Source organism: Blastococcus deserti (genome assembly GCF_042682525.1).
Lineage (GTDB): Bacteria > Actinomycetota > Actinomycetes > Mycobacteriales > Geodermatophilaceae > Blastococcus_B > Blastococcus_B deserti.
In genome coordinates, this window is the sequence record NZ_JBHUHP010000007.1 from 1 (window position 1) to 21755 (window position 21755).

Below are 21755 nucleotides of genomic sequence, written 5' to 3' on the forward strand. Positions count from 1 at the left end.
GAACGGGGCTGGCCGGCTGCTGGGCCGGCGCGCTCGGAGCCGGGGCGGCGGGTGCGGGCGCACTCGGGCGCGGGGCCGGCTTCGGGGCGGCGGTGCCGTTGCCGGCGCTGCTGCCGAGAGCCTCCCGGAGCCGCCGGGCCACGGGGGCCTCGACAGTGGAGGAGGCGGACTTCACGAACTCGCCCTGCTCCTTGAGCTTGGCGAGCACGGTCTTGCTGTCGACACCGAACTCCTTGGCGAGTTCGTGTACGCGGGCTTTGCCTGGCACGGGTCTCCTCTTGCTGAGGCCGGCGGCTTGCCCGCTCGACCTCGTCGTTAGTGGTGCATGGTCATCGTGGGAACTTCACGGCTGACTCATCCGAAGGTGTCCTGTCGACATGCGGACCGGCCTGGTGCCGGTCCGACTGAGAACTGTCTGGCGTGACCGCGGCACGGCCGCGGTCACTCGCCCGTCCCGGCCCGCGCGCCCGGCTGCTCCGGGGAGGAGCCGAGGACGTGGGCACGGAGCGGACCGACCTCCAACGGGCCGCTGCCCCCCGGGAGGCGCAGCGCCCGGGTGAAGGCCCGGCGTCGCTCCGCTGCGTGCAGGCACTCCGGGGTGGGGTGCACCGACGCTCCCCTTCCGGGGAGCCGCCGCCGCGGATCCGGGACCAGAGCCCCGGAACGGACGACGACACGCAGCAGATCACTGGCCGGAGCGCGTTGCCGGCACCCCACACAGGTGCGCACCGGTTCCGACGTTTCGACCACCCTGCACTCTAGCGCGTGGCGGGGCCGGGATGTTCCGCGCGTCGGGGCGGCGGGCGGTGCGCCGCTGGACGATGGGCGGGTGGACGACCTTCAGCGCCCGCCGGCGCGCCCGACCGCAGCGGCGGCCGGCCCACCCCGGGCGAGGGGGTGGCGGTGTCGTCGTCGGGCTGGGCGTCACTGCGGATGTCGATCCGGCAGCCGGTGAGCCGGGCCGCGAGGCGGGCGTTCTGCCCCTCCTTGCCGATGGCCAGCGACAGCTGGTAGTCGGGCACGATCACCCGGACGGCCTTGGCCTGAGGGTCGACCACGCGCGCGGTGGTGACCCGGGCCGGGCTGAGCGCCGAGGCCACGAAGGTGGCGGGGTCGTCGGACCAGTCGACGATGTCGATCTTCTCGCCGTGCAGTTCGCTCATAACGTTGCGCACGCGCTGCCCCATGGGCCCGATGCAGGCGCCCTTGGCGTTGAGCCCCGGCACCTTGGTACGGACGGCGATCTTCGAGCGGTGCCCGGCCTCGCGGGCCACCGCGACGATCTCGACGCTGCCATCGGCGATCTCGGGGACCTCCAGGGCGAACAGCTTGCGGACCAGGTTCGGGTGGGTGCGCGACACGGTCACCTGCGGGCCGCGGAACGTGCGCGCGACCGAGACGACGTAGGCCCGCAGCCGGCTGCCGTGCGGGTAGCTCTCCCCCGGCACCTGCTCGGTCGGCGGGAGGACGGCCTCCACCTTGCCGATGTCGATCAGCACGGTGCCCTGCACGTTGCGGCGGTCGTGCGCCTGCACGATGCCGCTCACGATGTCGCCTTCCTTGCCGGCGTACTCGCCGAAGGTCTGCTCGTGCTCGGCGTCGCGCAACCGCTGGACGATGACCTGCTTGGCGGTGCTGGCCGCGATCCGACCGAAGTCGGAGGGGGTGTCGTCCCACTCTCGGACGACCTCGCCGCCTGGGCCCAGCTCCTGGGCCAGCACGGCGACCTCCCCGCTCTTGCGGTCGACGTGCACGCGCACGTGCTTGGCCGCGCCGTCGGCGTGCCGGTACGCCGTCACGAGCGCGGTCTCGATGGCCTCGATCACCGTGTCGGCGGGGATGCCCTTCTCCCGCTCCACCGCCTTGAGCGCGGTGACGTCGATGTTCACTGTGCTCCTCCTCGCGCCTGCGGGGTGCCGCCCGGCTCGATGTCGTCGTCGGCGAGGTCCGGATCGTCGGACAGCTCGTCGTACAGGTCGTCGTCCGTCGCGTGGTCGTCGAGGTGGTCGTCGGCTGCGCCCTCGCCCGGCCCGCTCCGCCCGAACTCCACCTGTACCCGGCCCTTGCCCAGCTCGTGCCACGGCACCTGCCGGGGTGCGGGCGGCCGCTTCTTCGCGCCGGGCTTGCCCGGCGCCTGGACGGCGAGGGTCACCCCCGTGCCGTCGACCGCGGTGACGCGACCGGTGATCTCGGCGGTGTGCCCGGCCGGACCGACGGCGACGGTCACCAGGCGGCCGATGTTGCGCCGCCAGTGCCGGTGCTCGGTCAGCGGCCGGTCCACCCCCGGGCTGGTCACCTCCAGCACGTACGGCGCACGGCCCATGCCGTCGTCGTTGCGGTCGAGCACCTCCGAGACCGCCCGGCTGACCTCGGCGATATCGTCGAGGGTCACCCCCTCGTCGCGGTCCACCACGACCCGGACGACGCTGCGCCGCCCGGCAGGGGTGACGACGAGTTCCTCCAGGTCGTAGCCGGCCGCACTCACGACCGGCTCGATCCAGCCCGTCAGCCGGGCGGTCGACGGATCGGTGCGCTGGTTGCCGTGAGAGGTGGACACGGTCTCCTCCTCCGGGCTCGAGCGACCGCGCGGTGCGGTCCGCCATGCCCCTCCGGTCCGGCGCCGGCCGCCCTTCGGCGCTGGTCGGGCCCGTGTGGAGGGGAAGAGGTCAGGCTACCGCCCTCGCGGCGGCCTCCGGACCGCGCACCGGGAGCCCGCGGGGAACGACCGGCATCGGCCCGCCGGGGGCCGGTGGTGACGGCGAGCCTCGGACACCGCCGCCGCGGGTGGGACCGGAGGGACGCACGATCTGGCCGGGACCGGCGTGGACGCGCCTGGGTAGCACTACCGGCCCGGTGGCGTTCCGGCTGCGAGAATGGCGGCGATGTCCCCTCCTCTCGCGTCCGGCCCGCCGGGCTTCTCCCGGCGCACCCTGCTGGCCGCCTCCGCGGCGGGGCTGGCCGTCCTGGCCACCGGGTGCACCTCGTCGTCGGCCGACGAACGGGAGAAGGTCACCGGCGAGCAGGCCGACGAGCTGACCGCCCAGGTGGCGGTGCAGGAGGGGCTGGTGTCCGCCTTCGTCGCGGCGGGTGCGGCCGACCCGGCACTCGCCGCGGAGGTCTCCGATCTCGCCGCGCAGGCCGACGAGCAGCTCGCCCGCCTCCGGGCGGCCGCGCCGGGCAGCTCGGCGGCGCCGTCATCCGCGGCGGGCGGGGCTCCGCCGGCGCCGGCGACCCGGGCCTGGCTGCGCGAGCAGGTCGCGCTGGCGGCGAGCTCGCACGCCACCGCGTGCCTGGACCAGTCCGGTGCGCGCGCGGCGTTGCTGGGATCGATCGCCGCGGGGCTCGCCGGGCAGGACGGGAGACTGGCATGACGGGGTCGCACGATGGCTGACGACAGTTCCGACCCGGGCGCCCTGGACGAGCGGACCGAGAACACGGCACTCGGCGAGGCGCTGGCGGCGGAGCACGCCGCCGTGTGGGGATACGGCGTCGTGGGGGCAGCGCTGGACGCCGGCGCCCAGGGGCTCGCGGCGGCCTCGGAGACCGCGCACCGCGACGTCCGTGACCAGGTCGCCGGCCTGCTCAGCGAGCGCGGCGTCGACCCGGTGGGTGCGCAGGGGGCCTACGCCCTGCCCTTCCCGGTCCTGTCGGCGACCGACGCCGCGGCGCTGGCCGTGGTCCTGGAGGACGGGGTCGCGGCGGCGTGGGTGCGGGTGCTCGACCAGGCCGTCGAGCGCAGCACCCGCGAGCTGGCGGTGGGCGCCCTCACCGCCACGGAGGTCCGGGCCGTCGGGTGGCGGACCACCGCCGGCCAGACGCCGGTGACCCGCGCCTTCCCGGGCCTGCCCCAGTAGAAGGTCCCCGAAGGACCCGTCCTCCCCGGTGCTCGCGAGCTCGGGACGGGCCGCGCTCAGAGACTGCCGAGGAAGGCGTCCGTGACACCGACCGCGACGCTGCTGGACTGCCCGCCCTCGACGAGGACGGCGAAGGCGACGTCGCCCTGGGGTCCGCCGAGCTGGTAGCCCATGAACCAGCCGTGTGCGTCCGGCGGGGTGTTGCTGCCGTACTCGGCCGTCCCCGTCTTCCCGTACACGTCGCCCCGGTCGGCCAGCGCCGTCGCGGTTCCCGACAGCACCACCTGGCGCATGAGCGGGCGCAGCGCGTCGAGCACCGCCTGTCCCGGACCGGCGGGCGCCGGACCGGCGGCCTCCCCGCCGACCACCTCGACCGGCGCGGCCGGGGTGCCGCCGGCGATCCCCGCCGCCACGAGGGCCAGCTGGGCGGGGCTCATCAGCACCTCGCCCTGGCCGATGGCGTTCGCGGCCTTGGTCGTGCCGGTGCTGTCGCTCGGCACGCTGCCGCTGAAGATGCCGACGGGGAGGTCCCACTCCGCGCCGACGCCGTAGGACGACGCCGCCTCGGCCAGCGCCCCGTCGGGCAGCTGCAGGGCCTGCTGGATGAAGGTGGTGTTGCACGACTGGGCGAAGCTCTCGGTGAACGGCACCGTGCCGAGGTCGAACTGGTCCTGGTTCTCGAACTCGCGGCCCTCGACGGTCGTCGTCCCCGGGCACGGCACGGAGGTGTCCGGACCGAGCGTGCCGGTCGACAGCAGCGCCGTCGCGGTGATCGCCTTGAAGCTCGAACCGGGCGGGAACCGGCCGCTCAGGGCGTTGCTGGGGTCGGCCGCCTCGTTGGACGACACGGCCAGGATCTCGCCGGTGCCCGGGCGCACGACGACCAGGTGGGTCGGCAGCTGCTGCCCCGCCACGGCGGCGTCCGCGGCGTTCTGCAGGGCGGGGACCAGCGGGGTCTGCACCGGCGTGCCGGGCCGCGGTTCGACGGCGGCGATCTGCAGCCCCTCGTCGGCGGTGCCCTCGTCGGTGCTCACCACCGACACGGTGAAACCGGGCGTGCCGGCGAGCTGCTCCTGGAAGGCGCGCTGCAGCCCGGAGAGGCCCAGCTGGTCGCCGGCGGCGTAGCGCGGGGCGCCGTCCTCGTCCTGGGATTCCTCGATCACCTCCTCCGTGGCCGCTCCGACGCGCCCGAGCAGGGCGGCGGCGAAGCGGGCGGTGGGCGCCAGGAGGCGTGTGTCGGTCGGGAAGACCGCGCCGGGCAGGTCGAAGACCTGGGCCCGGATCGCCTCGAAATCGGGCCGGCGCAGCGTGATCACCGGCACGAACTGACCCTCGGGCGCGGCCTGGACGTCGGCGACGATCTCCTCGGCCGCGATGCCGGTGGCCGCGGACAGGTCGGCGGCCAGCGACGGGAGGTCGGTCACCTGTGCGGGGTCGACGCCGACGTCGACCACCTCGGTCGGCGTGAACAGCGGCGCTCCCGCGGCGTCGGTGATCGGTGCCCGGTCGGGGAGGGTTCGGGTGAGCTCGAGGTGCTGCCCCGGCCCCAGCTCGGGGTGCACCACGGTGGGGTCGGCCACGACCTGCCAGTCGTCCTCGCCCTCCTCCAGGAGGAGCGTGGCGTCGTAGGTCCACTCCGGAGCGGCCGCCAGGTTCCAGGTGGCGGTCCAGTCGACGGTGGCCGTGCCGTCATCGACGGTCACCGTGCCCAGCTCGGCCGTGAGCACGGCGTCCGGCAGGTCCGTCGCGGTCCGCTCCAGCAGCTCCGTGGCCGCGTCCGGGTCGGTGGTCGCCGCCGCGGCCGCGGCGGTGTCCCCGCCGGCCCACGCGTCGAGGAAGGTCTCCGCCGCCGCTCGCACGTCGTCCTCGGAGCTGCCGGAGCAGGCGCCGAGGAGCGGAAGGGTCAGCAGCAGCGCCGTCGCAAGAGGTCCAGTCCGTTCCCGCACCCGGACAGGGTGTCAGAGACAGGATCCCGTCCCCCTCGCGCCTCGCTGCGCTCGACGCGAGCGCCCGGACGGGGCCGCTCAGAACAGCACGCTGGCGTACTGCCCGACCTCCTGGAACCCGACGCGGCGGTAGGCGGCGCGGGCGGCGGTGTTGAAGTCGTTCACGTAGAGGCTGACGACGGGTGCGATCGCCGTGCGGGCGTACTCCACGACCGCCGCGGTACCCGCCGTCCCGATGCCGCGGCCCCGGTGGGCCGGTGCCACCCACACCCCCTGCACCTGGCAGGCGGCGCGGCAGACGGCGCCGATCTCGGCCTTGAACAGCACCTCGCCGCCCTCGATCCAGGCCAGCGACTGGCCGGCGCGCACCAGTTCGGCGACCCGGGCGCGGTAGCCGGCACCACCGTCGACGCGCAGCGGGCTGACGCCCACCTCCTCGGTGAACATCGCCACGGCGGCGGGGAGCAGGGTGTCGAGCTCGGCCGGGCGAACCGGCCGGACCCGTGGCTCGGGGGGCACTGCGGGCGGTCCGTCGATGGCCATGAGGGGCTGGCGCGGCCGGTGGTCGCGGGCCGGGCCCCAGTACGGGGCCAGCAGGTCCCACAGCGGTGCGACCGAGGCGGCGGGGCCGACGATCGTCGAGCAGCGACGCCCGGCCCGCCGGGCCCGTTCGGCGAACGCGGCGGCCGCGGCGCGCTCGGCGCCGGGGAGGGCGAACGGGATGAGGTTGGCCCCGGCGAGGCAAACGGCCTCCAGCTCGTTCCCGCTGCCGAACCCCCACAGCGGGGCGCCGAGGGACGCGGGCGCGGTGCCCGCCGCCTCCACCCGCCCCGCGAGGACGCACGCGCCGACCGGATCGGTGGCCAGCAGCCGGTGCACGGCCGGTTCGTCGCCCTCGTCCAGGACGCGGGCGGTCAGCGCACGGAGCACGGAGACCTCGCGGGACGCGGTCAGCTGACGGTGACGACGGGCGGCCCGGACGGGACGCCGCCGTCGACCTGCTCGGCCGCTATGCGCATGGCCTCCTCGATGAGGGTCTCCACGATCTGCGACTCGGGCACGGTCTTCACGACCTCCCCCTTGACGAAGATCTGCCCCTTCCCGTTGCCGGAGGCCACGCCCAGGTCGGCCTCCCGGGCCTCGCCGGGACCGTTGACGACGCAACCCATGACGGCGACGCGGAGCGGCACCTCCATGCCCTCCAGCCCGGCGGTGACCTCGTCGGCCAGCTTGTAGACGTCGACCTGCGCGCGCCCGCACGACGGGCAGCTGACGATCTCGAGGCCGCGCCGGCGGAGGTTCAGCGACTCCAGGATCTGGGTGCCGACCTTCACCTCCTCGACCGGAGGGGCCGAGAGCGAGACGCGGATCGTGTCGCCGATGCCCTGCGACAGCAGCGCGCCGAAGGCGACCGCGGACTTGATGGTGCCCTGGAACGCGGGGCCGGCCTCGGTCACGCCCAGGTGCAGGGGGTAGTCGCACTGCGCGGCCAGGAGCTCGTAGGCACGCACCATGACCACGGGATCGTTGTGCTTGACCGAGATCTTGATGTCGCGGAAGTCGTGCTCCTCGAACAGCGAGCACTCCCAGAGCGCGGACTCCACCAGCGCCTCCGGGGTGGCCTTGCCGTACTTGGCGAGCAGGCGCTTGTCGAGCGAGCCGGCGTTGACACCGATGCGGATGGGGGTCCCGGCGTCCTTCGCCGCCCTCGCGATCTCGCCGACCTTGTCGTCGAACTTCTTGATGTTGCCGGGGTTCACCCGGACGGCGGCGCAGCCGGCGTCGATGGCGGCGAACACGTACCGCGGCTGGAAGTGGATGTCGGCGATCACCGGGATCTGCGACTTCCTCGCGATGATCGGCAGCGCCTCGGCGTCGTCGGTGTCGGGCACGGCGACCCGCACGATCTGGCAGCCGGAGGCGGTCAGCTCGGCGATCTGCTGCAGTGTCGCGTTGATGTCCGCCGTCTTGGTCGTGCACATCGACTGCACGCTGACCGGGAAGTCGCTGCCGACACCCACCCCTCCCACGTCGAGCTGCCGGGTCTTCCGGCGGGGTGCGAGGACGGGCGGAGGTGCAGCGGGCATGCCGAGACCGACGGGGATCGCCATGAGAGCCAGTATCCCCTGCGTGGCGGTCGATGCCGGTCGCGCGGCTGTGATCAAGGACCCCCTGCCGCACCGCTCCCACGCTCGCGGCGGGACCCTGCAGGGGCCGTTCAGCCCAGGGTGATCGGGTTGACGATGTCGGCGACGAACAGCAGTGCCGAGAGGGCGATGAAGATCCCGGCCACCACGTAGGCCACCGGCATCAGCCGGGCGATGTCGAAGGGACCCGGGTCGGGCCTGCCGCGCAGGCGGGCGACGGTCGACCGCGCCTTCTCGTAGAGCGCCCCGGCGATGTGCCCGCCGTCCAGGGGGTAGATCGGCAGCAGGTTGAACAGGAACAGCACGAGGTTGACGCTGGCCAGCAGGCTGAGGAAGAAGCTGAGCTTCTCCAGGCCGGTGAGCTGTTCCAGGGCGAACGCCTCGCCGGAGATGCGGCCGACGCCGACGACGCCGATGGGGCCGTTCTCGTCGCGTTCCTCGCCCAGGAAGGCCGCGCGGAACAGCTGCGGGATCTTCTCCGGGATCTCCACCAGCCGCTCGACGGAGTGGACGACGACCATGCCGAAGTACCCGGGCAGGTCGGCGACGTCCTGACGGGCGAACCCGAACACGGGGCTGACACCGAGATACCCGGCCGTCGTCGTCTCGTCGCTGCCCGCCTCGACGTAGACGGTGTTCGGGATCGGCGTGACCGTCAGGTCGCGCCGTTCGCCGTCCCGCTCGATCGTCAGCTCGATCGGCTCCCCCGGACTGGTGCGGATGGCCTCCTGCACCGCCGCCCAGCTGGCGTGGTCGGTCGGCTCGAGCGGGTCGCCGTCGATCGCCACGATGGTGTCCCCGGGTCGCAGGCCCGCCTTCGCGGCGGGGCTGCGCTCCGGGAGGGCGCACCCGGCCGCGCCCGCGGCGCACTCCTGCCCCTGCGCGGTGATCGGGACCGAGCACGGGTCGTCGGCGTCGGCGGTCTCGGCGCCCGCGGGCAGCACGCAGGCGGGCACCGACTCGATCTGGGTGGTGATGACGTTGGTGCCGATCGCGGTGAGGGTGATCGTGAAGAACACGACCGCGAGCACCAGGTTGTGGAACGGCCCGGCGAACATCACGATGACGCGCTGCCACCAGGGCTTCTTGTAGAAGACGCGGTCGCCGTCGGTGGGGAGGACGTCGTTGAGCGCCTGGCCGCGCACCTCTGCGATGAAGCTGCGCATGCGCGTGGCGCGCTTGCTCTCGCCCTCCTCGGCGGGCGGGATCATGCCGACGATGCGGATGTAGCCGCCCAGGGGGATCGCCTTGACGCCGTACTCGGTCTCGCCGCGCGTCCGGGACCAGATCGTCGGGCCGAACCCGACCATGAACTGGGGCACCCGCATGCCGAACCTGCGGGCCCAGTAGAAGTGGCCGGCCTCGTGGAAGGCGATCGAGAACAGCAGGCCGATCGCGAAGGCGACGATCCCGAGGAGTGTCAGCAGGATCCCGCTCAGTTCAGGCCCTCCGTCATGTTCCCTGGCCGATGACCCCCCGGGCGTGCTCCCGGGCCCACTTCTCCGCCGCCAGGACGTCCTCGACGCAGGTGGGGGCGCCGAGGTCCGGCGCCTCGTCGAGGGTACGCGCGACGAGATCGACGATGCCCCGGAACGACAGGCGACCGGCCACGAAGGCGGCGACCGCCTCCTCGTTGGCGGCGTTGTACAGCGCCGGGACGACACCCCCCGCCTCGCCGGCCAGCCGGGCCAGCCGGACCGCCGGGAAGGCCACCTCGTCCAGCGGCGCGAACTCCCACGTGCTGCCGGTCGACCAGTCCAGGGCGGGCTGGACGTCGGGCAGCCGCTCCGGCCAGGCCAGCGCGAGGGCGATGGGCAGGCGCATGTCGGGCGGGCTGGCCTGGGCGATGGTGGCCCCGTCGGCGAACGTCACCATCGAGTGGACGATCGACTGCGGGTGGACCACGACGTCGATGTCGGCGTACGGGACGTCGAACAGCAGGTGCGCCTCGATCAGCTCCAGGCCCTTGTTCACCAGGGTCGCGGAGTTGATGGTGATCACCGGGCCCATGTCCCAGGTGGGGTGGGCCATCGCCTCCTCGACGGTCACGCCGGCCAGCTGCTCGGCCGTGCGGCCGCGGAAGGGGCCCCCGCTGGCGGTCAGCACCAGGCGGGCCACCTCGCTCCGCGCGCCGCCGCGCAGGCACTGGGCCAGCGCCGAGTGCTCGGAGTCGACGGGTACCAGCTGACCGGGCGCCGCCGCACCGGTCACCAGCGCGCCCCCGGCGATCAGCGACTCCTTGTTGGCCAGCGCGACCGTGTGCCCCGCCCGGAGCGCCGACAGCGTCGGCCGCAACCCGATCGAGCCGGTGATGCCGTTGAGGACGACGTCGGCCGGCCGGGCCGCGAGCTCCTCGGCGGCGCGCGGTCCGGCCAGGATCTCCGGCAGGGCGTACTCACCCTTTGCCCAGCCCCGCTTCGAGGCGGCCGCGTAGAACGCCAGCTGCAGGTCCTGGGCCGCCGTCGCACGCGCGACGGCGACGGTGCGGACGCCGAGGGCCAGCGCCTGCTCGGCCAGCAGTCCGACGTCGCCTCCTCCGGCGGCCAGGCCGGTGATGCGCAGCCGTTCGGGGTTCTGCTGCGCCACCGCGATCGCCTGCCGGCCGATCGAGCCGGTGGAGCCGAGCAGGGTGATGCGACGGGGTGGACTCACGATGCCTCCGGTCCGCTCCCGCGGGACGCTCCGCTCCTCGCTCGCCGGCGCTCGCTGCGATGCTCACGACCCTGTCCGCTCACGTCCTGCATCCTCCCCGAGCGGGCGGCGCGCCGTCGGTCGGCCACCTCGGCCGGTGTCCGGCCGCCCCTCCTGCCAGAATGTCGGCGTGAGTGACACGCAGCGGGTCAACCAGCCTGGTCGCGAGGAAGCCGTCGTCCGCGTCGGCGCCCACCCCGTCGAGCACGAGCGTCCCGAGGACTGGGGCTGGCACGGCGAGACCGGCAGGAAGGGCCGCATCGGCGCGTGGATCTCGGTCCTGGTCCTGCTGAGCTACCTGGTCGGCAACCACGAAGGCCGGATGGAGGACCTGTGGATCCTCGGCATCGCCCTGGTGATCGTCCTCATCCTGCTGTGGGACATCCGCCGGCGGAAGAACGCCTGGCGCAGCCGCTGAGCGGCCTCCTCCCGGGCACCGCCCCGAGCTCGCGAGGGGGTGGGGAGGAGGAGGTCCTTGCTCACGCGACGGCGACGCCGATCGCCGCACCGATCGCGTAGGTGACTCCGGCCGCCGCGGCCCCGAACAGCAGCTGCCGCAGCCCGGCGTACCACCACGGCCGCGGGGTGAAGCGGGCCGACAGCGCTCCGGCGGCCAGCAGCCCCAGGCCCCCGCAGAGCAGCGCCACCCACAGCAGCGAGATGCCGAACAGGTAGGGCAGCAGCGGCAGGAGGGCGCCGGTGCCGAAGGTCAGGAACGAGCTGACCGCCGCCGTCGTCGGCGACGGCTTGTCCTCGGGGCTGACGCCGAGCTCGGCGACGACGTGCAACCGCAGAGCCGTCTCCGGGTCGCGCGAGAGCTGGACGGCGACGTCGCGGGCGAGGTGCTCGTCGACGCCCCGCACCCGCAGCATCTGGACGAGCTCGGCGAGCTCGCCGGCGGGATTGCGCTCCAGCTCCCGGCGCTCCTTCTCCACCTCGAGGTCGAGCTGCTCGTTCTGCGTCCTGACCGACGTGTACTCCCCCAGCGCCATGGAGATGGCGCCGGCCACCAGGCTGGCCACGCCGGCGAGGACGATCGCCCGCGGGGCCGCTCCGCCACCGCCGACACCCGCCACGAGGGCGGTGTTGGTCACCAGGCCGTCCATCGCGCCGAACACCGCCGCGCGCAGCCAGCCCCCCGAGACGTCGGCGTGGCTGTGCTCGTGCGCCTCGGCGTCGGTGGTGGTCACGCCCCGTCCGCCTGGTCCGCCTCCTCGCCGAGCGGGACCGGCGGCTCCAGCTGCGGCGTGGGCAGCGCCACGGCGGGCAGGCCCTCGACCCGGTCGGCCGCGGCCAGCTGACCGCAGGCGCCGTCGATCTCCTGCCCGCGGGTGTCGCGGACCGTCGTCGGGATGCCGGCGGTGCGCAGCCGCGCGACGAACTCCCGCTGGGCCGGCAGCGGGCTGGCGTCCCAGGGGCTGCCCGGCGTGGGGTTGAGCGGGATCAGGTTGACGTGCGCGAGCCGGCCCGCGAGCAGTCGCCCCAGCAGGTCGGCCCGGAACGGCTGGTCGTTGACGTCGCGGATCAGCGCGTACTCGACGGAGTAACGACGGCCGGTCTTCCGCGCATAGGCGTCGGCGGCCTCGATGACCTCGCCGACCTTCCACCGCGTGTTGATCGGCACGAGGGTGTCGCGGAGCTCGTCGTCGGGCGCGTGCAGGCTGACGGCGAGGGTCACGTTGCGGCCCTCCTCGGTGAGCCGCCGGATCGCCGGCACGAGCCCGACGGTGGACACCGTGACCGACCGCTGCGACAGGCCGAGCCCGTGGGGGGCCGGGGTGAGCAGCGCGTCGAGGGTCTTGCGGACGCGGGCGTAGTTGGCCAGCGGCTCCCCCATCCCCATGAAGACGACGTTGGACAGCCGGCCCGGGCCGCCGTCGAGCTCGCCGTTCGCCATCGCCGCCGCGGCGGCGACCGCCTGGCCGATGATCTCGGCGGCCGACAGGTTCCGGGTCAGCCCGCTCTGGCCGGTGGCGCAGAAGGGGCACGCCATGCCGCAGCCGGCCTGGCTGGAGATGCACACCGTCGCGCGGTCGGGATACCGCATGAGCACGCTCTCGACCAGCGCGCCGTCGTGCAGCCGCCACAGCGTCTTGCGGGTGCGGCCGTTGTCGGCGGTCTGGTGCCGGACGACGGTGAGCAGGCCGGGCAGCAGCGCCTCGGTGAGCGCCTCGCGGGCGTCGGCGGGCAGATCGGTCATCAGCGCCGGATCGGTCACACCGCGGTAGAAGTGGCGTGCCAGCTGGTCGGCGCGGAAGGCCGGGTGCCCCAGCTCGGTGACCGCGGCGCGGGCCTCCCCGCGGGTGAGGTCGGCGAGGTGGCGCGGGGGCATGCCCCGGCGCGGGGCGTCGAAGACGAGCGGGAGGGCAGTCATGGCGCCCTCCATGGTCCCACTAGCGTGCGCGGGGTGACGGACGCCGAGACAGAGCTCACCCCGCCGGAGGCGGTGCTCGACACGGTCGGGGTGGGGCCGTGGCCGGGTCCGTGGCCCGAGGATCCCCGGTACGACCCCGAGCTGCTGGCGCACGGCGACCGGCGCAACGTCGTCGACCGCTACCGCTACTGGACCGTCGAGGCGATCGTCGCCGACCTCGACCGCCGCCGCCACCCCTTCCACGTGGCCATCGAGAACTGGCGGCACGACCTCAACATCGGCACGGTCGTCCGGACCGCCAACGCGTTCCTGGCCGAGGCGGTGCACATCGTCGGGAGGAAGCGCTGGAACCGGCGCGGGGCGATGGTCACCGACCGCTACCAGCACGTCCGGCACCACGCGGACGTCGTCGCTCTCGCGGCGTGGGCCCGTGACGCCGGGCTGCCGCTGCTGGCCGTGGACAACCTGCCGGGAGCCCGGCCGCTGGAGACGGCCGAGCTCCCGAGGTTCTGCGTGTTCCTGTTCGGTCAGGAGGGCAGCGGTCTGTCGGCCGAGGCCCGCGACGCCGCCGACTGGGTGCTCTCGATCGCCCAGTTCGGCTCCACCCGCTCCATCAACGCCGGGGTGGCGGCCGGGATCGCGATGCACGCATGGATCCGGCAGCACGGGATGTGACGCGACGGTGTGCGGGGATGCGCAGCCCCCGGCTCGGGAACTGCGCCTGCCCGCACACCGTCGGAGCCTCACGAACCGGGTCAGCGGTTCCGGTGGGCGATCGCGGCCAGCAGGGCCATGATCACCAGGCTCACGGCCATGAAGCCGACCGCCTCCGGCTCGTCGTACACCGTCAGCTTGACCACGCTGAAGACGAGGTCGACCAGGATCACGGCCGCGAGCGCCGGTAGCACGCGGCGGTCCCGCCCCAGCCGGGCGGCGGCGACCAGGTACGCGACCGCGAGCAGGGTCGACCAGATCCCGACGGACCAGTCGGCGAGGCCCTCGGGGTCACCGCCCTGCTCGGCGGTGGCGAAGAAGAGGAAGTACGCGGTACCGAACAGCTTGACGGCGCCGAAGAGACCGAGCAGCGCGCGGGTGCCGTACAGCAGGGGGTCGCGCCGGGTCGGTGGCCGAACTGCCGTGGTGGTCATCGGTTCCTCCTGGACGTAGCCGGATCGATGCCCGGAACGCTAGGGAGACGCGGCGCCACCGACATCGACCCGGAGGCTGTTCCTGCGATCAGCCCACGGGCTGATGGCGGGCGGCCCCGGCGGCCCTACGCTGCCGCTCGTGGACGTGTCGCGGCGCCGTCCGGCCCTGCCGATCTGGTCCGACGTCGTGCTCGCGGCCGGTTTCCTCGCCGTGTCGCTGGCCCAGGTCGCGGTCGCCCCGATCGCCGGACCCGTGGCCTCCGTGGTGGTCGCGCTGGGGTCCACGGTGCCGCTGGCCTGGCGCCGGACGGCGCCGGCGACCGCCGCGCTGGCCGGGACGGCGGTGTGGATCGTCCCGACGCCCCACGGCTACCTGCTCCTCGGCTACGTGATCGCAGGTGTCCTGTACTACTCGGTCGGCGCGTACGTGCCCGAGCTGTGGCGGGTGGTCGTGGTCAGCGGCGTCGGCGTGGCCGTCGGCGTCGTCCTCACCCTGCTGGGGCCGGAGATCTGGCAGGCCGCCATCGGCTCGGCGCTCGTGGTCGCCGGCCCGGCCGCGGCCGGACGCCTGGTGGCCCACCAGCGAGCGCAGAATGCCCGGCTGCGGGAACTGACCGGACAGCTCGTCCAGGAGCGGGCCGCCGCGGAGCGCGCCGCGGCGGCCGAGGAGCGGGCGCGCATCGCGCGCGAGCTGCACGACGTCATCGGTCACGAGGTGACCGTGATCGCCCTGCAGGCCGACGCCGCGGCGGCGGCCCTGGCCCGGGCGCCGGAACGGGCCGCCGCCCCGGTGGCCGCCATCCGCCGGTCGGCAGCCGAGGCACTGAGCGAGATGCGGCGGGTCGTCGGCATGCTGCGGACCGCCGGCGAGGACGACGACCTGCGGCCGCAGCCCGGGCTTGCCGATCTGCCGGCGCTGGTGGAACGGGCGCGGTCCGCGGGCACGGACGTGGAGCTCGCCTTCCGGCCGCCGGCCGCCGCCGTGCCGCAGAGCCTGCAGGTGGCGGTGTACCGGATCGTCCAGGAGTCGCTCACCAACGCCCGGCGGCACGCGCCCGGTTCGGCCGTCCGCGTGCGGGTCGACGCCGACGCCGACGCGCTCTGCGTCGAGGTCCTCAGCACCGGCGGCGGTGCGGGTCCGGGCCCCGGCGGCGGCCACGGTCTGGCCGGGATGCGGGAGCGCGTGCGCACGCTGGGTGGCCGGCTCGACGCCGGTCCGACGGCCGACGGATTCGTGGTCACCGCCCGGCTGCCCCTCGCGCTGCGGACGACGCCGTGACCGAGCCGGCCGCGGCACCGCTCACCGTCGTCCTCGTCGACGACCAGGCGCTCGTCCGGGACGGGCTCCGGCTGATCCTCGAGCTGTCCGGCATCGAGGTGATCGGTGAGGCCGCGGACGGCGCGGAGGCGGTGCGACTGGTCCTCGACCGCCGGCCGGACGTCGTGCTCATGGACCTGCGCATGCCCGTGATGGACGGCGTCGAGGCGACCCGGCGCATCGTCGCGGCCGGGGCCCGCTCGCGCGTCGTCGTCCTCACCACGTTCGAGGGCGAGGAGCACACCTACCGGGCGCTGCAGGTGGGGGCGACCGGCTACCTGCTCAAGGACGCCGGGGGCGAGCGGATCGTCGCGGCGGTGCGGTCGGCCGCCGCGGGCGAGATGCCGCTGGCCCCGTCCGTCGTGGCCCGGCTGGTGAGCTCCTTCGTGAGCCGGCCCCCGGTCCCCGCGGCGTCGGACCGGCTGGCCGTGCTCAGCGAGCGGGAGCGCGACGTCCTGGCCCTGGTCGGGGCGGGCCGGTCCAATCCCGAGATCGCGGCCGAGCTGTTCATCTCCCTGGCGACGGTGAAGAGCCACGTGCGGCACATCCTGGCCAAGCTGGACCTGCGGGACCGGGCGCAGGCGATCGTGCTGGCGCACGAGTCGGGACTCGTGGCCGGCGCCCGCGCGCAACGCTGAGCACCGCCTGCCAGGCTCGGGCCATGAGCCGGCTCGCCGACGTCGATCTGTCCCTCAGCCTGCCGAAGAAGGAGGGGAAGAAGCAGCTGGAGGCGGCCCAGCAGCGGCTGGTGCACCTGCGCCTGCTCCTCGGCGGCCAGATCGGTCCGGGACAGCTGGGGCCACCGCTGTGCGTCCTGTTCGAGGGCTGGGACGCCTCGGGCAAGGGTGGCGCCATCCAGCGTCTGGTCGGCGAGCTGGACCCGCGGCACGTCCGCGTGGCGCAGTTCGCGGCGCCCACCCCGGACGAGAAGCGGCACCACTTCCTCTGGCGGTTCTGGCCGGTGCTGCCGGGCTGGGGCGGCATGGCCGTCCTCGACCGCACCTGGTACGGCCGGGTGCTGGTCGAGCGGGTCGAGGGCTTCGCCGCCGACGACGCCTGGCAGCGGGCCTACTCCGAGATCGTGGACCTGGAGACGACGCTGGCCGCCGAGGGCACGATCCTGGTCAAGTTCTGGATGCACCTTTCCCCCGAGGAACAGCTGCGCCGGTTCGAGTCGCGCCGGGCGAACCCCTACAAGGCGTGGAAGCTCACCGAGGAGGACTGGCGCAACCGGGAGAAGCGCGACGCCTACGAGGCAGCCGTCGAGGAGATGCTCGACCGCACGGACCACCCGGCCGGGCCGTGGCACGTGATCGCCGCCGAGGACAAGCGATGGGCCCGGGTGGCGGTCGTGCGCACCGTCGTCGAGGCGATCGAGGCGGCGCTGGAGGCGCGGGGCATCGACCCCGACCCGCCCTCGCTCCTCCCCGGCGAGCGATGAATTCGCGGGGGACGCGCCGTCTGCAGGTGGCAAGGACCCACGGAGAAGGACCCACAGAGAAGGACCCACAGAGACAGGGACCCACGAGCCCCGGGAGACCACCATGACCGCCGTGCTGTCGACGCTCACCCTCGAGGTGCCGGGAGCCTGCCTGGCGTACGACGTCCACGGGCCGCTGCCACCGGCCGACGGGCAGCCGCCGCTGCTCATGGTCGGGCAGCCGATGGACGCGAGCGGGTTCGGCACGCTCGCCTCCCTCTTCCCCGATCGCACGGTCGTCACCTACGACCCCCGCGGCCTGGGTCGCAGCGTGCGCACCGACGGCCGGACCGACCACGACCCCGAGCAGCAGGCCGACGACGTGCACCGGCTCGTCGAGGCCCTCGGCGCCGGGCCGGTGGACCTGTTCGCCAGCAGCGGTGGAGCCGTCACCGCGCTCGCGCTGGTGGCCGCCCACCCGGGTGACGTGCGCACGCTCGTGGCGCACGAGCCCCCGCTGCTGGGCATCCTGCCCGACGCGGAACAGGCGTTCGCGGCCGAGCGCGCGTTCCTGACCGCCTACCAGGAGTCGGGCTTCGGCGCCGGGATGGCCGGCTTCATCGCGCTCACCTCGTGGCAGGGCGAGTTCCCCGACTCCTTCGAGGTGCCCGACCCCGGCCGGTTCGGCCTGCCCACCGAGGACGACGGGTCGCGGGACGACCCGCTCCTCTCCGGCGCCTCCGCGCCGGTGACCGCGTACCGCCCCGACCTCGAGGCGCTGACCGCGGCGTCGACCAGAGTGGTGATCGCGGCCGGGACCGAGTCGCGCGGCACCGTCACCTGGCGCACCGCCGAGGCGCTGGCCGGAGGGCTGGACCAGCCGCTGACGGTGTTCCCCAGCCACCACGGCGGCTTCCTCGGCGGCGAGCACGGCTACGCCGGCCAACCGGAGGCGTTCGCGGCGAGGCTGCGTGAGGTCCTCGGCGGCGCCTGACCGGACCCAGCCGGCCGGCCGATGCGTCCCCCCGTGGGCACACGCTCGCGGAACAGGGCACGTCCGTCGGAATGCCCCGGGAGGAGCGCAGCGCGGCGAACGGCAGCGTCGGGTGACTCCTGCCCGCGGCAGTGCAGCAGGATCCTGCTCGTGGCCGGGGACCTGCTGCTGCACCTGATCGAGCCCGCGCAGTGGCGAGCGGCGCTGGCGGACGGCGCCGTCCGCCCGCCGTCGCTGGCGTCGGTCGGTTTCGTGCACCTGTCCACGCCCGACCTGGTGCACGTCCCAGCGAAGGCCCTCCACCCCGTCCGCCGCGATCTCGTCCTGCTCGTCGTGGATCCGGCCCGGCTGACCGACCGGGTCCGCTTCGAGCCAGGCGTCCCCGCCGATCCGGGAGGCCGGTTGTTCCCGCACCTGTACGGGCCGCTCCCGGTGAGCGCCGTGGTGGCCGTCGTCCCGTACCGTCCGCCGGCCCGGCCCCCGCTGCCGGCCCCGGACGACGTCCTCGGGCGGGCCGTGGCCTATTACGCCTCTCTTCCGGTGCGACGGGCGGCCGGCGTGGAGGACGTGCCGGGGGGCGTGGCCGTCCTCGACCCCGGCTTCCCGCACTCCCGGGACAACAACCGGCTGGTCCTCACCGCGCCGGTGGACGCGGCGACGATCGAGGCCACCGCCGACGAGATGGCGGCCGACGCCGGGTGGCCGCACCGGGCGGCGGCACTCCTGTGGGCCGGAGCCGGTGAGGTCGCCGGGGAGCTGGCGGAACGCGGCTGGGAGGTCGAGGAGCTGCTCCTGATGGCCCGGGGGGCCGAGCCCCTGCCGGGTGGTGAGCGAGCCGAGCTGGTGGACCAGCGCGACGTGCACCCGCTCTGGGAGCGATCGTGGCGGGACGCTCTCCCCGATCTGGGGCCGCAGCTGAACGCCGTCGTGGCGCAGCTCGTGGGCCGCGAGCACCTCAACGACCGCGTCGTCGCCGTGCACGACGTCGTCGTCCGCGAGGATGGACGCGTGGTGGCCGCCGGCCAGCTGCGCATCGACGGCGCGACCGCCGCCGTGGACTCCGTGCTCACCGATCCCCCGGCCCGGGGACGGGGGTACGGCGACGCCGTCCTCGCCCGGTCGCTGGCCGTCGCCGCCGGGGCCGGCTGCGACCTCGTCGTGCTGGAGGCGGCGGCCGACGACTGGCCGCGGCACTGGTACGCACGCCGCGGTTTCGAGGCGGTCGGCTCGTCCTGGTCCGTCAGCCGCCCGGCGTAGCTGGGGCGGCCCCCTTGCAGGGACCCGCCGCGAGCCTGCGAGCGGTGGGGGGCAAGGGGGTCCTCGGTCAGAGCGGCGCGAGCACCGACAGCAGCAGGTAGGCGGCCGCCGCGGACGGCAGGAGCGAGTCCAGCCGGTCCATGATCCCGCCGTGGCCGGGCAGCAGGTCGCCCATGTCCTTGATCCCGAGGTCCCGCTTGATCAGGGACTCTCCCAGGTCGCCGATCGTCGCCGAGGCGGCCAGCGCGGCGCCGAAGACCAGCCCGCCCCACCACGGGCCGTCGAGCCAGAGCACGACGAACGGGGTGGCGACGAGCATGCAGGCCGTCACCGACCCGGCCATGCCCTCCCAGGACTTCTTCGGGCTGATCGACGGTGCCATCGGGTGCTTGCCGAAGAGGACACCGGCCGCGTAGCCGCCGACGTCGCTGGCCACGACGGTCGCGATGAACGCCAGCACCCGTGCCGCCCCGTCGTCCGGGACCAGCAGCAGGACGGCGAACCCGGCCAGCAGCGGCACGTAGAGGGCGACGAGGACGCCGGACGCGGCGTCCCGCAGGTAGCCGACCGGGCCGTGGCCGAGCCGCCAGAGCAGGACGGCGAGGGCGGTGAGCAGGAACCCGACGACGAGTCCGGTGGGCCCGCGGCTCCAGGCCAGGCCCTCCATGACGAGGGAGCCCACCAGCAACGGGACCAGCGGGGGGTCGAAGCGGCCGGCCCGCAGGGCACGGGTGAGCTCCCACACCGCGACGAGCACCGCCGCGACCAGCACGGCGAGGAACGCCGGCCGCCACAGCAGCAGCGACGCGACGATGAGCGCGACCAGGCCGACGCCGACCCCGATGGCGGCCCGGAGGTTCCGGCCGGCCCGGCCGCCCGCGGGCCGCTCCGTGGTCGGCAGCTCCTCCACCGCCGGGGGCAGCGGCGGGGACTGGGGGGGCGGCGGTGGAGGGTCGGTCGGGCGGGCCGGGGGCGCTGGCAGGTCACCGACGATCGGCACGGGCCCGGTGTCGTCGTCCTTCCGGCCCGTCCACGCGACGGGCGGCGGCTGCCACGGGGCCGGAGCCCGGCCGAGCGTGTCCGACGACCGGTCCACTCGCGGACCGTAGGGGGGCAACCGCTCGGTGCCCGGCCCGGAGGTCCCGGGCCGGTCGGCGGCGGAGGGGGTGGTCATGGGCGGACGGGCCGTCGGGGTCAGACCTCGAGCAGCTCCGCCTCCTTGTTCTTCACTGCGTCGTCGATGGCGTGGGTGTGCTGGGCGGTGAGGTCGTCGAGCTCCTTCTCCGCTCGGCGCACCTCGTCCTCGCCCGCCTCGCCGTCCTTGACGATGCGGTCGAGCTCCTCCTTCGCCCGGCGGCGGATGTTGCGGATGGCCACCTTGGCGTCCTCGCCCTTGGACCGGGCCATCTTCACCAGGTCGCGGCGGCGCTCCTCCGTCAGCTGCGGGAACACCACCCGCAGGACGTTCCCGTCGTTGGTGGGGTTCACGCCGAGGTCGCTGTCGCGGATCGACCGCTCGATGGCCGACAGCTGGCTCTGGTCGTAGGGCTTGATGACCGCCATCCGGGCCTCGGGCACGGTGATCGACGCCATCTGCGGCACGGGGGTGGGCGCCCCGTAGTAGTCGACCATGATCTTGTTGAACATCGACGGAGCCGCCCGGCCCGTGCGCACCGAGCCGAGGTCCTCGCGGGCGACGGACAGCGCCTTGTCCATCCGCTCCTCGGCATCGAGCAAGGTGTCGTCGATCACGGGTCTTCCCTCCATCGGCGGCGGCGCTGGGCCGTCGTCCGTCTCGTCCGGCGTGCCGTCCGGTCAGTCCGCGCTCAGGCCGGCTGACTGATCAGCGTGCCGATCCTCTCACCTGCGGTGGCCCGAGCGATGTTGCCGTCGCGCAGCAGGTTGAAGACGACGATCGGCATGGCGTTGTCCATGCACAGGCTGATCGCGGTCGCGTCGGCGACCTTCAGCTGCTTGGCCAGCACGGTGGCGTAGTCCAGGTCGTCGTACATGACGGCGTCCGGATTGGTGCGCGGGTCGTCGTCGTACACGCCGTCGACGCCGTTCTTGCCCATGAGCAGCACCTGGCACTCGATCTCCAGCGCCCGCTGGGCCGCCACGGTGTCGGTGGAGAAGTACGGCATGCCGGCGCCGGCGCCGAAGATGACCAGGCGCCCCTTCTCCAGGTGGCGGATGGCCTTGCGCGGGATGTAGGGCTCGGCGACCTGGCCCATGGTGATCGCCGACTGCACGCGGGTCTCGAGGCCCGCCTTCTCGCAGAAGTCCTGCAGCGCCAGGCAGTTCATGACCGTGCCGAGCATGCCCATGTAGTCGGCCTTGGTGCGGTCCATGCCGGCCTGGCTGAGCTCGGCGCCGCGGAAGAAGTTGCCGCCGCCCATGACGACCGCGACCTGGGTGCCCTTGGCCACCACCTCGGCCAGCTGCTCGGCGATGCCCTTGACGATCCCGGCGTCGACGCCCACCTTCCCGCCGCCGAACGTCTCGCCGGAGAGCTTGAGCAGCACCCGCTGGTAGCCGGTGCCGTCGGCCGGCTGGAAGGCGGTGGGGGCGGACAGCGGCGGTGTGGTGTCGGTCAACGCGTCATC

The 21755-nt window shown here is 74.2% G+C and carries 24 protein-coding genes; 9 read left to right on the plus strand and 15 right to left on the minus strand.

The genetic code is table 11. The features are described 5' to 3' along the window. The 4 genes from ACFSHS_RS06710 to rimP all read right to left on the minus strand — a co-directional run. A partial coding sequence (locus ACFSHS_RS06710; RefSeq protein ID WP_376873380.1) for a translation initiation factor IF-2 N-terminal domain-containing protein occupies nt 1–268 on the minus strand: 268 nt, incomplete at its 3' end. Between the two features lie 173 nt (nt 269–441). Then, on the minus strand, nt 442–750 hold the full coding sequence (locus ACFSHS_RS06715; RefSeq protein ID WP_376873382.1) for a YlxR family protein: 309 nt from the start codon (nt 748–750) through the stop codon (nt 442–444). Nucleotides 751–758: 8 nt separating this feature from the next. Next, nucleotides 759–1889 carry a transcription termination factor NusA gene (nusA, locus tag ACFSHS_RS06720; protein ID WP_376873384.1) on the minus strand — a complete coding sequence of 377 codons (1131 nt, stop codon included), beginning with the start codon at nt 1887–1889 and terminating at the stop codon, nt 759–761. Next, nucleotides 1886–2557 (minus strand): ribosome maturation factor RimP, encoded by a 672-nt coding sequence (gene rimP / locus ACFSHS_RS06725; RefSeq protein ID WP_376873386.1) that lies wholly within the window; start codon nt 2555–2557, stop codon nt 1886–1888. Before rimP ends, nusA begins: the two co-directional genes overlap by 4 nt. A 325-nt stretch (nt 2558–2882) precedes the next feature. Here rimP and ACFSHS_RS06730 point away from each other — a divergent pair, with 325 nt between their 5' ends. Next, nucleotides 2883–3371 (plus strand): hypothetical protein, encoded by a 489-nt coding sequence (locus tag ACFSHS_RS06730; protein ID WP_376873388.1) that lies wholly within the window; start codon nt 2883–2885, stop codon nt 3369–3371. Between the two features lie 12 nt (nt 3372–3383). Continuing rightward, nucleotides 3384–3854, plus strand: a complete 471-nt coding sequence (locus tag ACFSHS_RS06735) for a ferritin-like domain-containing protein (RefSeq protein WP_376873390.1) — start codon at nt 3384–3386, stop codon at nt 3852–3854. Nucleotides 3855–3910: 56 nt separating this feature from the next. Here ACFSHS_RS06735 and ACFSHS_RS06740 read toward each other — a convergent pair whose 3' ends face one another. The 5 genes from ACFSHS_RS06740 to dxr form a co-directional block, all read right to left on the minus strand. Continuing rightward, nucleotides 3911–5800: a penicillin-binding transpeptidase domain-containing protein gene (locus tag ACFSHS_RS06740; RefSeq protein WP_376873392.1), complete on the minus strand. Its 1890-nt coding sequence runs from the start codon at nt 5798–5800 to the stop codon at nt 3911–3913. A 78-nt stretch (nt 5801–5878) separates the two neighbouring features. Then, nucleotides 5879–6730, minus strand: coding sequence for a GNAT family N-acetyltransferase (locus ACFSHS_RS06745; protein WP_376873394.1), 852 nt, complete (start codon nt 6728–6730; stop codon nt 5879–5881). Between the two features lie 20 nt (nt 6731–6750). After that, a complete protein-coding gene (gene ispG / locus ACFSHS_RS06750; protein WP_376873396.1) occupies nt 6751–7911 on the minus strand; it encodes a flavodoxin-dependent (E)-4-hydroxy-3-methylbut-2-enyl-diphosphate synthase in 1161 nt (386 codons plus the stop codon). A gap of 107 nt (nt 7912–8018) precedes the next feature. Further along, a complete protein-coding gene (locus tag ACFSHS_RS06755; RefSeq protein ID WP_376873600.1) occupies nt 8019–9386 on the minus strand; it encodes a M50 family metallopeptidase in 1368 nt (455 codons plus the stop codon). A gap of 13 nt (nt 9387–9399) precedes the next feature. Beyond that, nucleotides 9400–10599, minus strand: a complete 1200-nt coding sequence (dxr, locus tag ACFSHS_RS06760) for a 1-deoxy-D-xylulose-5-phosphate reductoisomerase (RefSeq protein ID WP_376873398.1) — start codon at nt 10597–10599, stop codon at nt 9400–9402. 169 nt (nt 10600–10768) lie between these two features. Here dxr and ACFSHS_RS06765 point away from each other — a divergent pair, with 169 nt between their 5' ends. Continuing rightward, a complete protein-coding gene (locus ACFSHS_RS06765; protein ID WP_376873400.1) occupies nt 10769–11056 on the plus strand; it encodes a DUF2631 domain-containing protein in 288 nt (95 codons plus the stop codon). Between the two features lie 61 nt (nt 11057–11117). Here ACFSHS_RS06765 and ACFSHS_RS06770 read toward each other — a convergent pair whose 3' ends face one another. Both ACFSHS_RS06770 and rlmN read right to left on the minus strand, forming a co-directional pair. Next, nucleotides 11118–11828 (minus strand): VIT1/CCC1 transporter family protein, encoded by a 711-nt coding sequence (locus ACFSHS_RS06770; RefSeq protein ID WP_376873402.1) that lies wholly within the window; start codon nt 11826–11828, stop codon nt 11118–11120. Then, nucleotides 11825–13012, minus strand: coding sequence for a dual-specificity RNA methyltransferase RlmN (rlmN, locus tag ACFSHS_RS06775; protein ID WP_376873404.1), 1188 nt, complete (start codon nt 13010–13012; stop codon nt 11825–11827). Before rlmN ends, ACFSHS_RS06770 begins: the two co-directional genes overlap by 4 nt. 33 nt (nt 13013–13045) lie before the next feature. Here rlmN and ACFSHS_RS06780 point away from each other — a divergent pair, with 33 nt between their 5' ends. Then, nucleotides 13046–13687 carry a TrmH family RNA methyltransferase gene (locus ACFSHS_RS06780; protein ID WP_376873406.1) on the plus strand — a complete coding sequence of 214 codons (642 nt, stop codon included), beginning with the start codon at nt 13046–13048 and terminating at the stop codon, nt 13685–13687. Between the two features lie 80 nt (nt 13688–13767). Here ACFSHS_RS06780 and ACFSHS_RS06785 read toward each other — a convergent pair whose 3' ends face one another. Continuing rightward, a complete protein-coding gene (locus tag ACFSHS_RS06785; protein ID WP_376873408.1) occupies nt 13768–14160 on the minus strand; it encodes a hypothetical protein in 393 nt (130 codons plus the stop codon). A 139-nt stretch (nt 14161–14299) separates the two neighbouring features. Here ACFSHS_RS06785 and ACFSHS_RS06790 point away from each other — a divergent pair, with 139 nt between their 5' ends. The 5 genes from ACFSHS_RS06790 (at nt 14300) to ACFSHS_RS06810 (ending at nt 19149) form a co-directional block, all read left to right on the plus strand. Continuing rightward, nucleotides 14300–15439, plus strand: coding sequence for a sensor histidine kinase (locus ACFSHS_RS06790; protein WP_376873410.1), 1140 nt, complete (start codon nt 14300–14302; stop codon nt 15437–15439). Further along, nucleotides 15436–16116: a response regulator gene (locus ACFSHS_RS06795; RefSeq protein ID WP_376873414.1), complete on the plus strand. Its 681-nt coding sequence runs from the start codon at nt 15436–15438 to the stop codon at nt 16114–16116. The genes ACFSHS_RS06790 and ACFSHS_RS06795 overlap by 4 nt, the downstream gene beginning before the upstream one ends. A 23-nt stretch (nt 16117–16139) precedes the next feature. Next, nucleotides 16140–16919: a polyphosphate kinase 2 family protein gene (locus ACFSHS_RS06800; RefSeq protein ID WP_376873416.1), complete on the plus strand. Its 780-nt coding sequence runs from the start codon at nt 16140–16142 to the stop codon at nt 16917–16919. A 103-nt stretch (nt 16920–17022) separates the two neighbouring features. Further along, nucleotides 17023–17892 (plus strand): alpha/beta fold hydrolase, encoded by an 870-nt coding sequence (locus ACFSHS_RS06805; RefSeq protein ID WP_376873418.1) that lies wholly within the window; start codon nt 17023–17025, stop codon nt 17890–17892. A gap of 150 nt (nt 17893–18042) precedes the next feature. Next, on the plus strand, nt 18043–19149 hold the full coding sequence (locus tag ACFSHS_RS06810) for a GNAT family N-acetyltransferase (protein ID WP_376873420.1): 1107 nt from the start codon (nt 18043–18045) through the stop codon (nt 19147–19149). A gap of 67 nt (nt 19150–19216) precedes the next feature. Here ACFSHS_RS06810 and ACFSHS_RS06815 read toward each other — a convergent pair whose 3' ends face one another. From ACFSHS_RS06815 to pyrH, 3 genes are all read right to left on the minus strand, one after another. Then, on the minus strand, nt 19217–20323 hold the full coding sequence (locus ACFSHS_RS06815) for a phosphatidate cytidylyltransferase (RefSeq protein ID WP_376873422.1): 1107 nt from the start codon (nt 20321–20323) through the stop codon (nt 19217–19219). Between the two features lie 20 nt (nt 20324–20343). Further along, complete coding sequence (gene frr / locus ACFSHS_RS06820; RefSeq protein ID WP_376873424.1) at nt 20344–20901, minus strand: ribosome recycling factor; 558 nt, start codon at nt 20899–20901, stop codon at nt 20344–20346. A 74-nt stretch (nt 20902–20975) separates the two neighbouring features. Then, nucleotides 20976–21746, minus strand: a complete 771-nt coding sequence (pyrH, locus tag ACFSHS_RS06825; protein WP_458199738.1) for a UMP kinase — start codon at nt 21744–21746, stop codon at nt 20976–20978. Between the last annotated feature and the right edge of the window lie 9 nt (nt 21747–21755).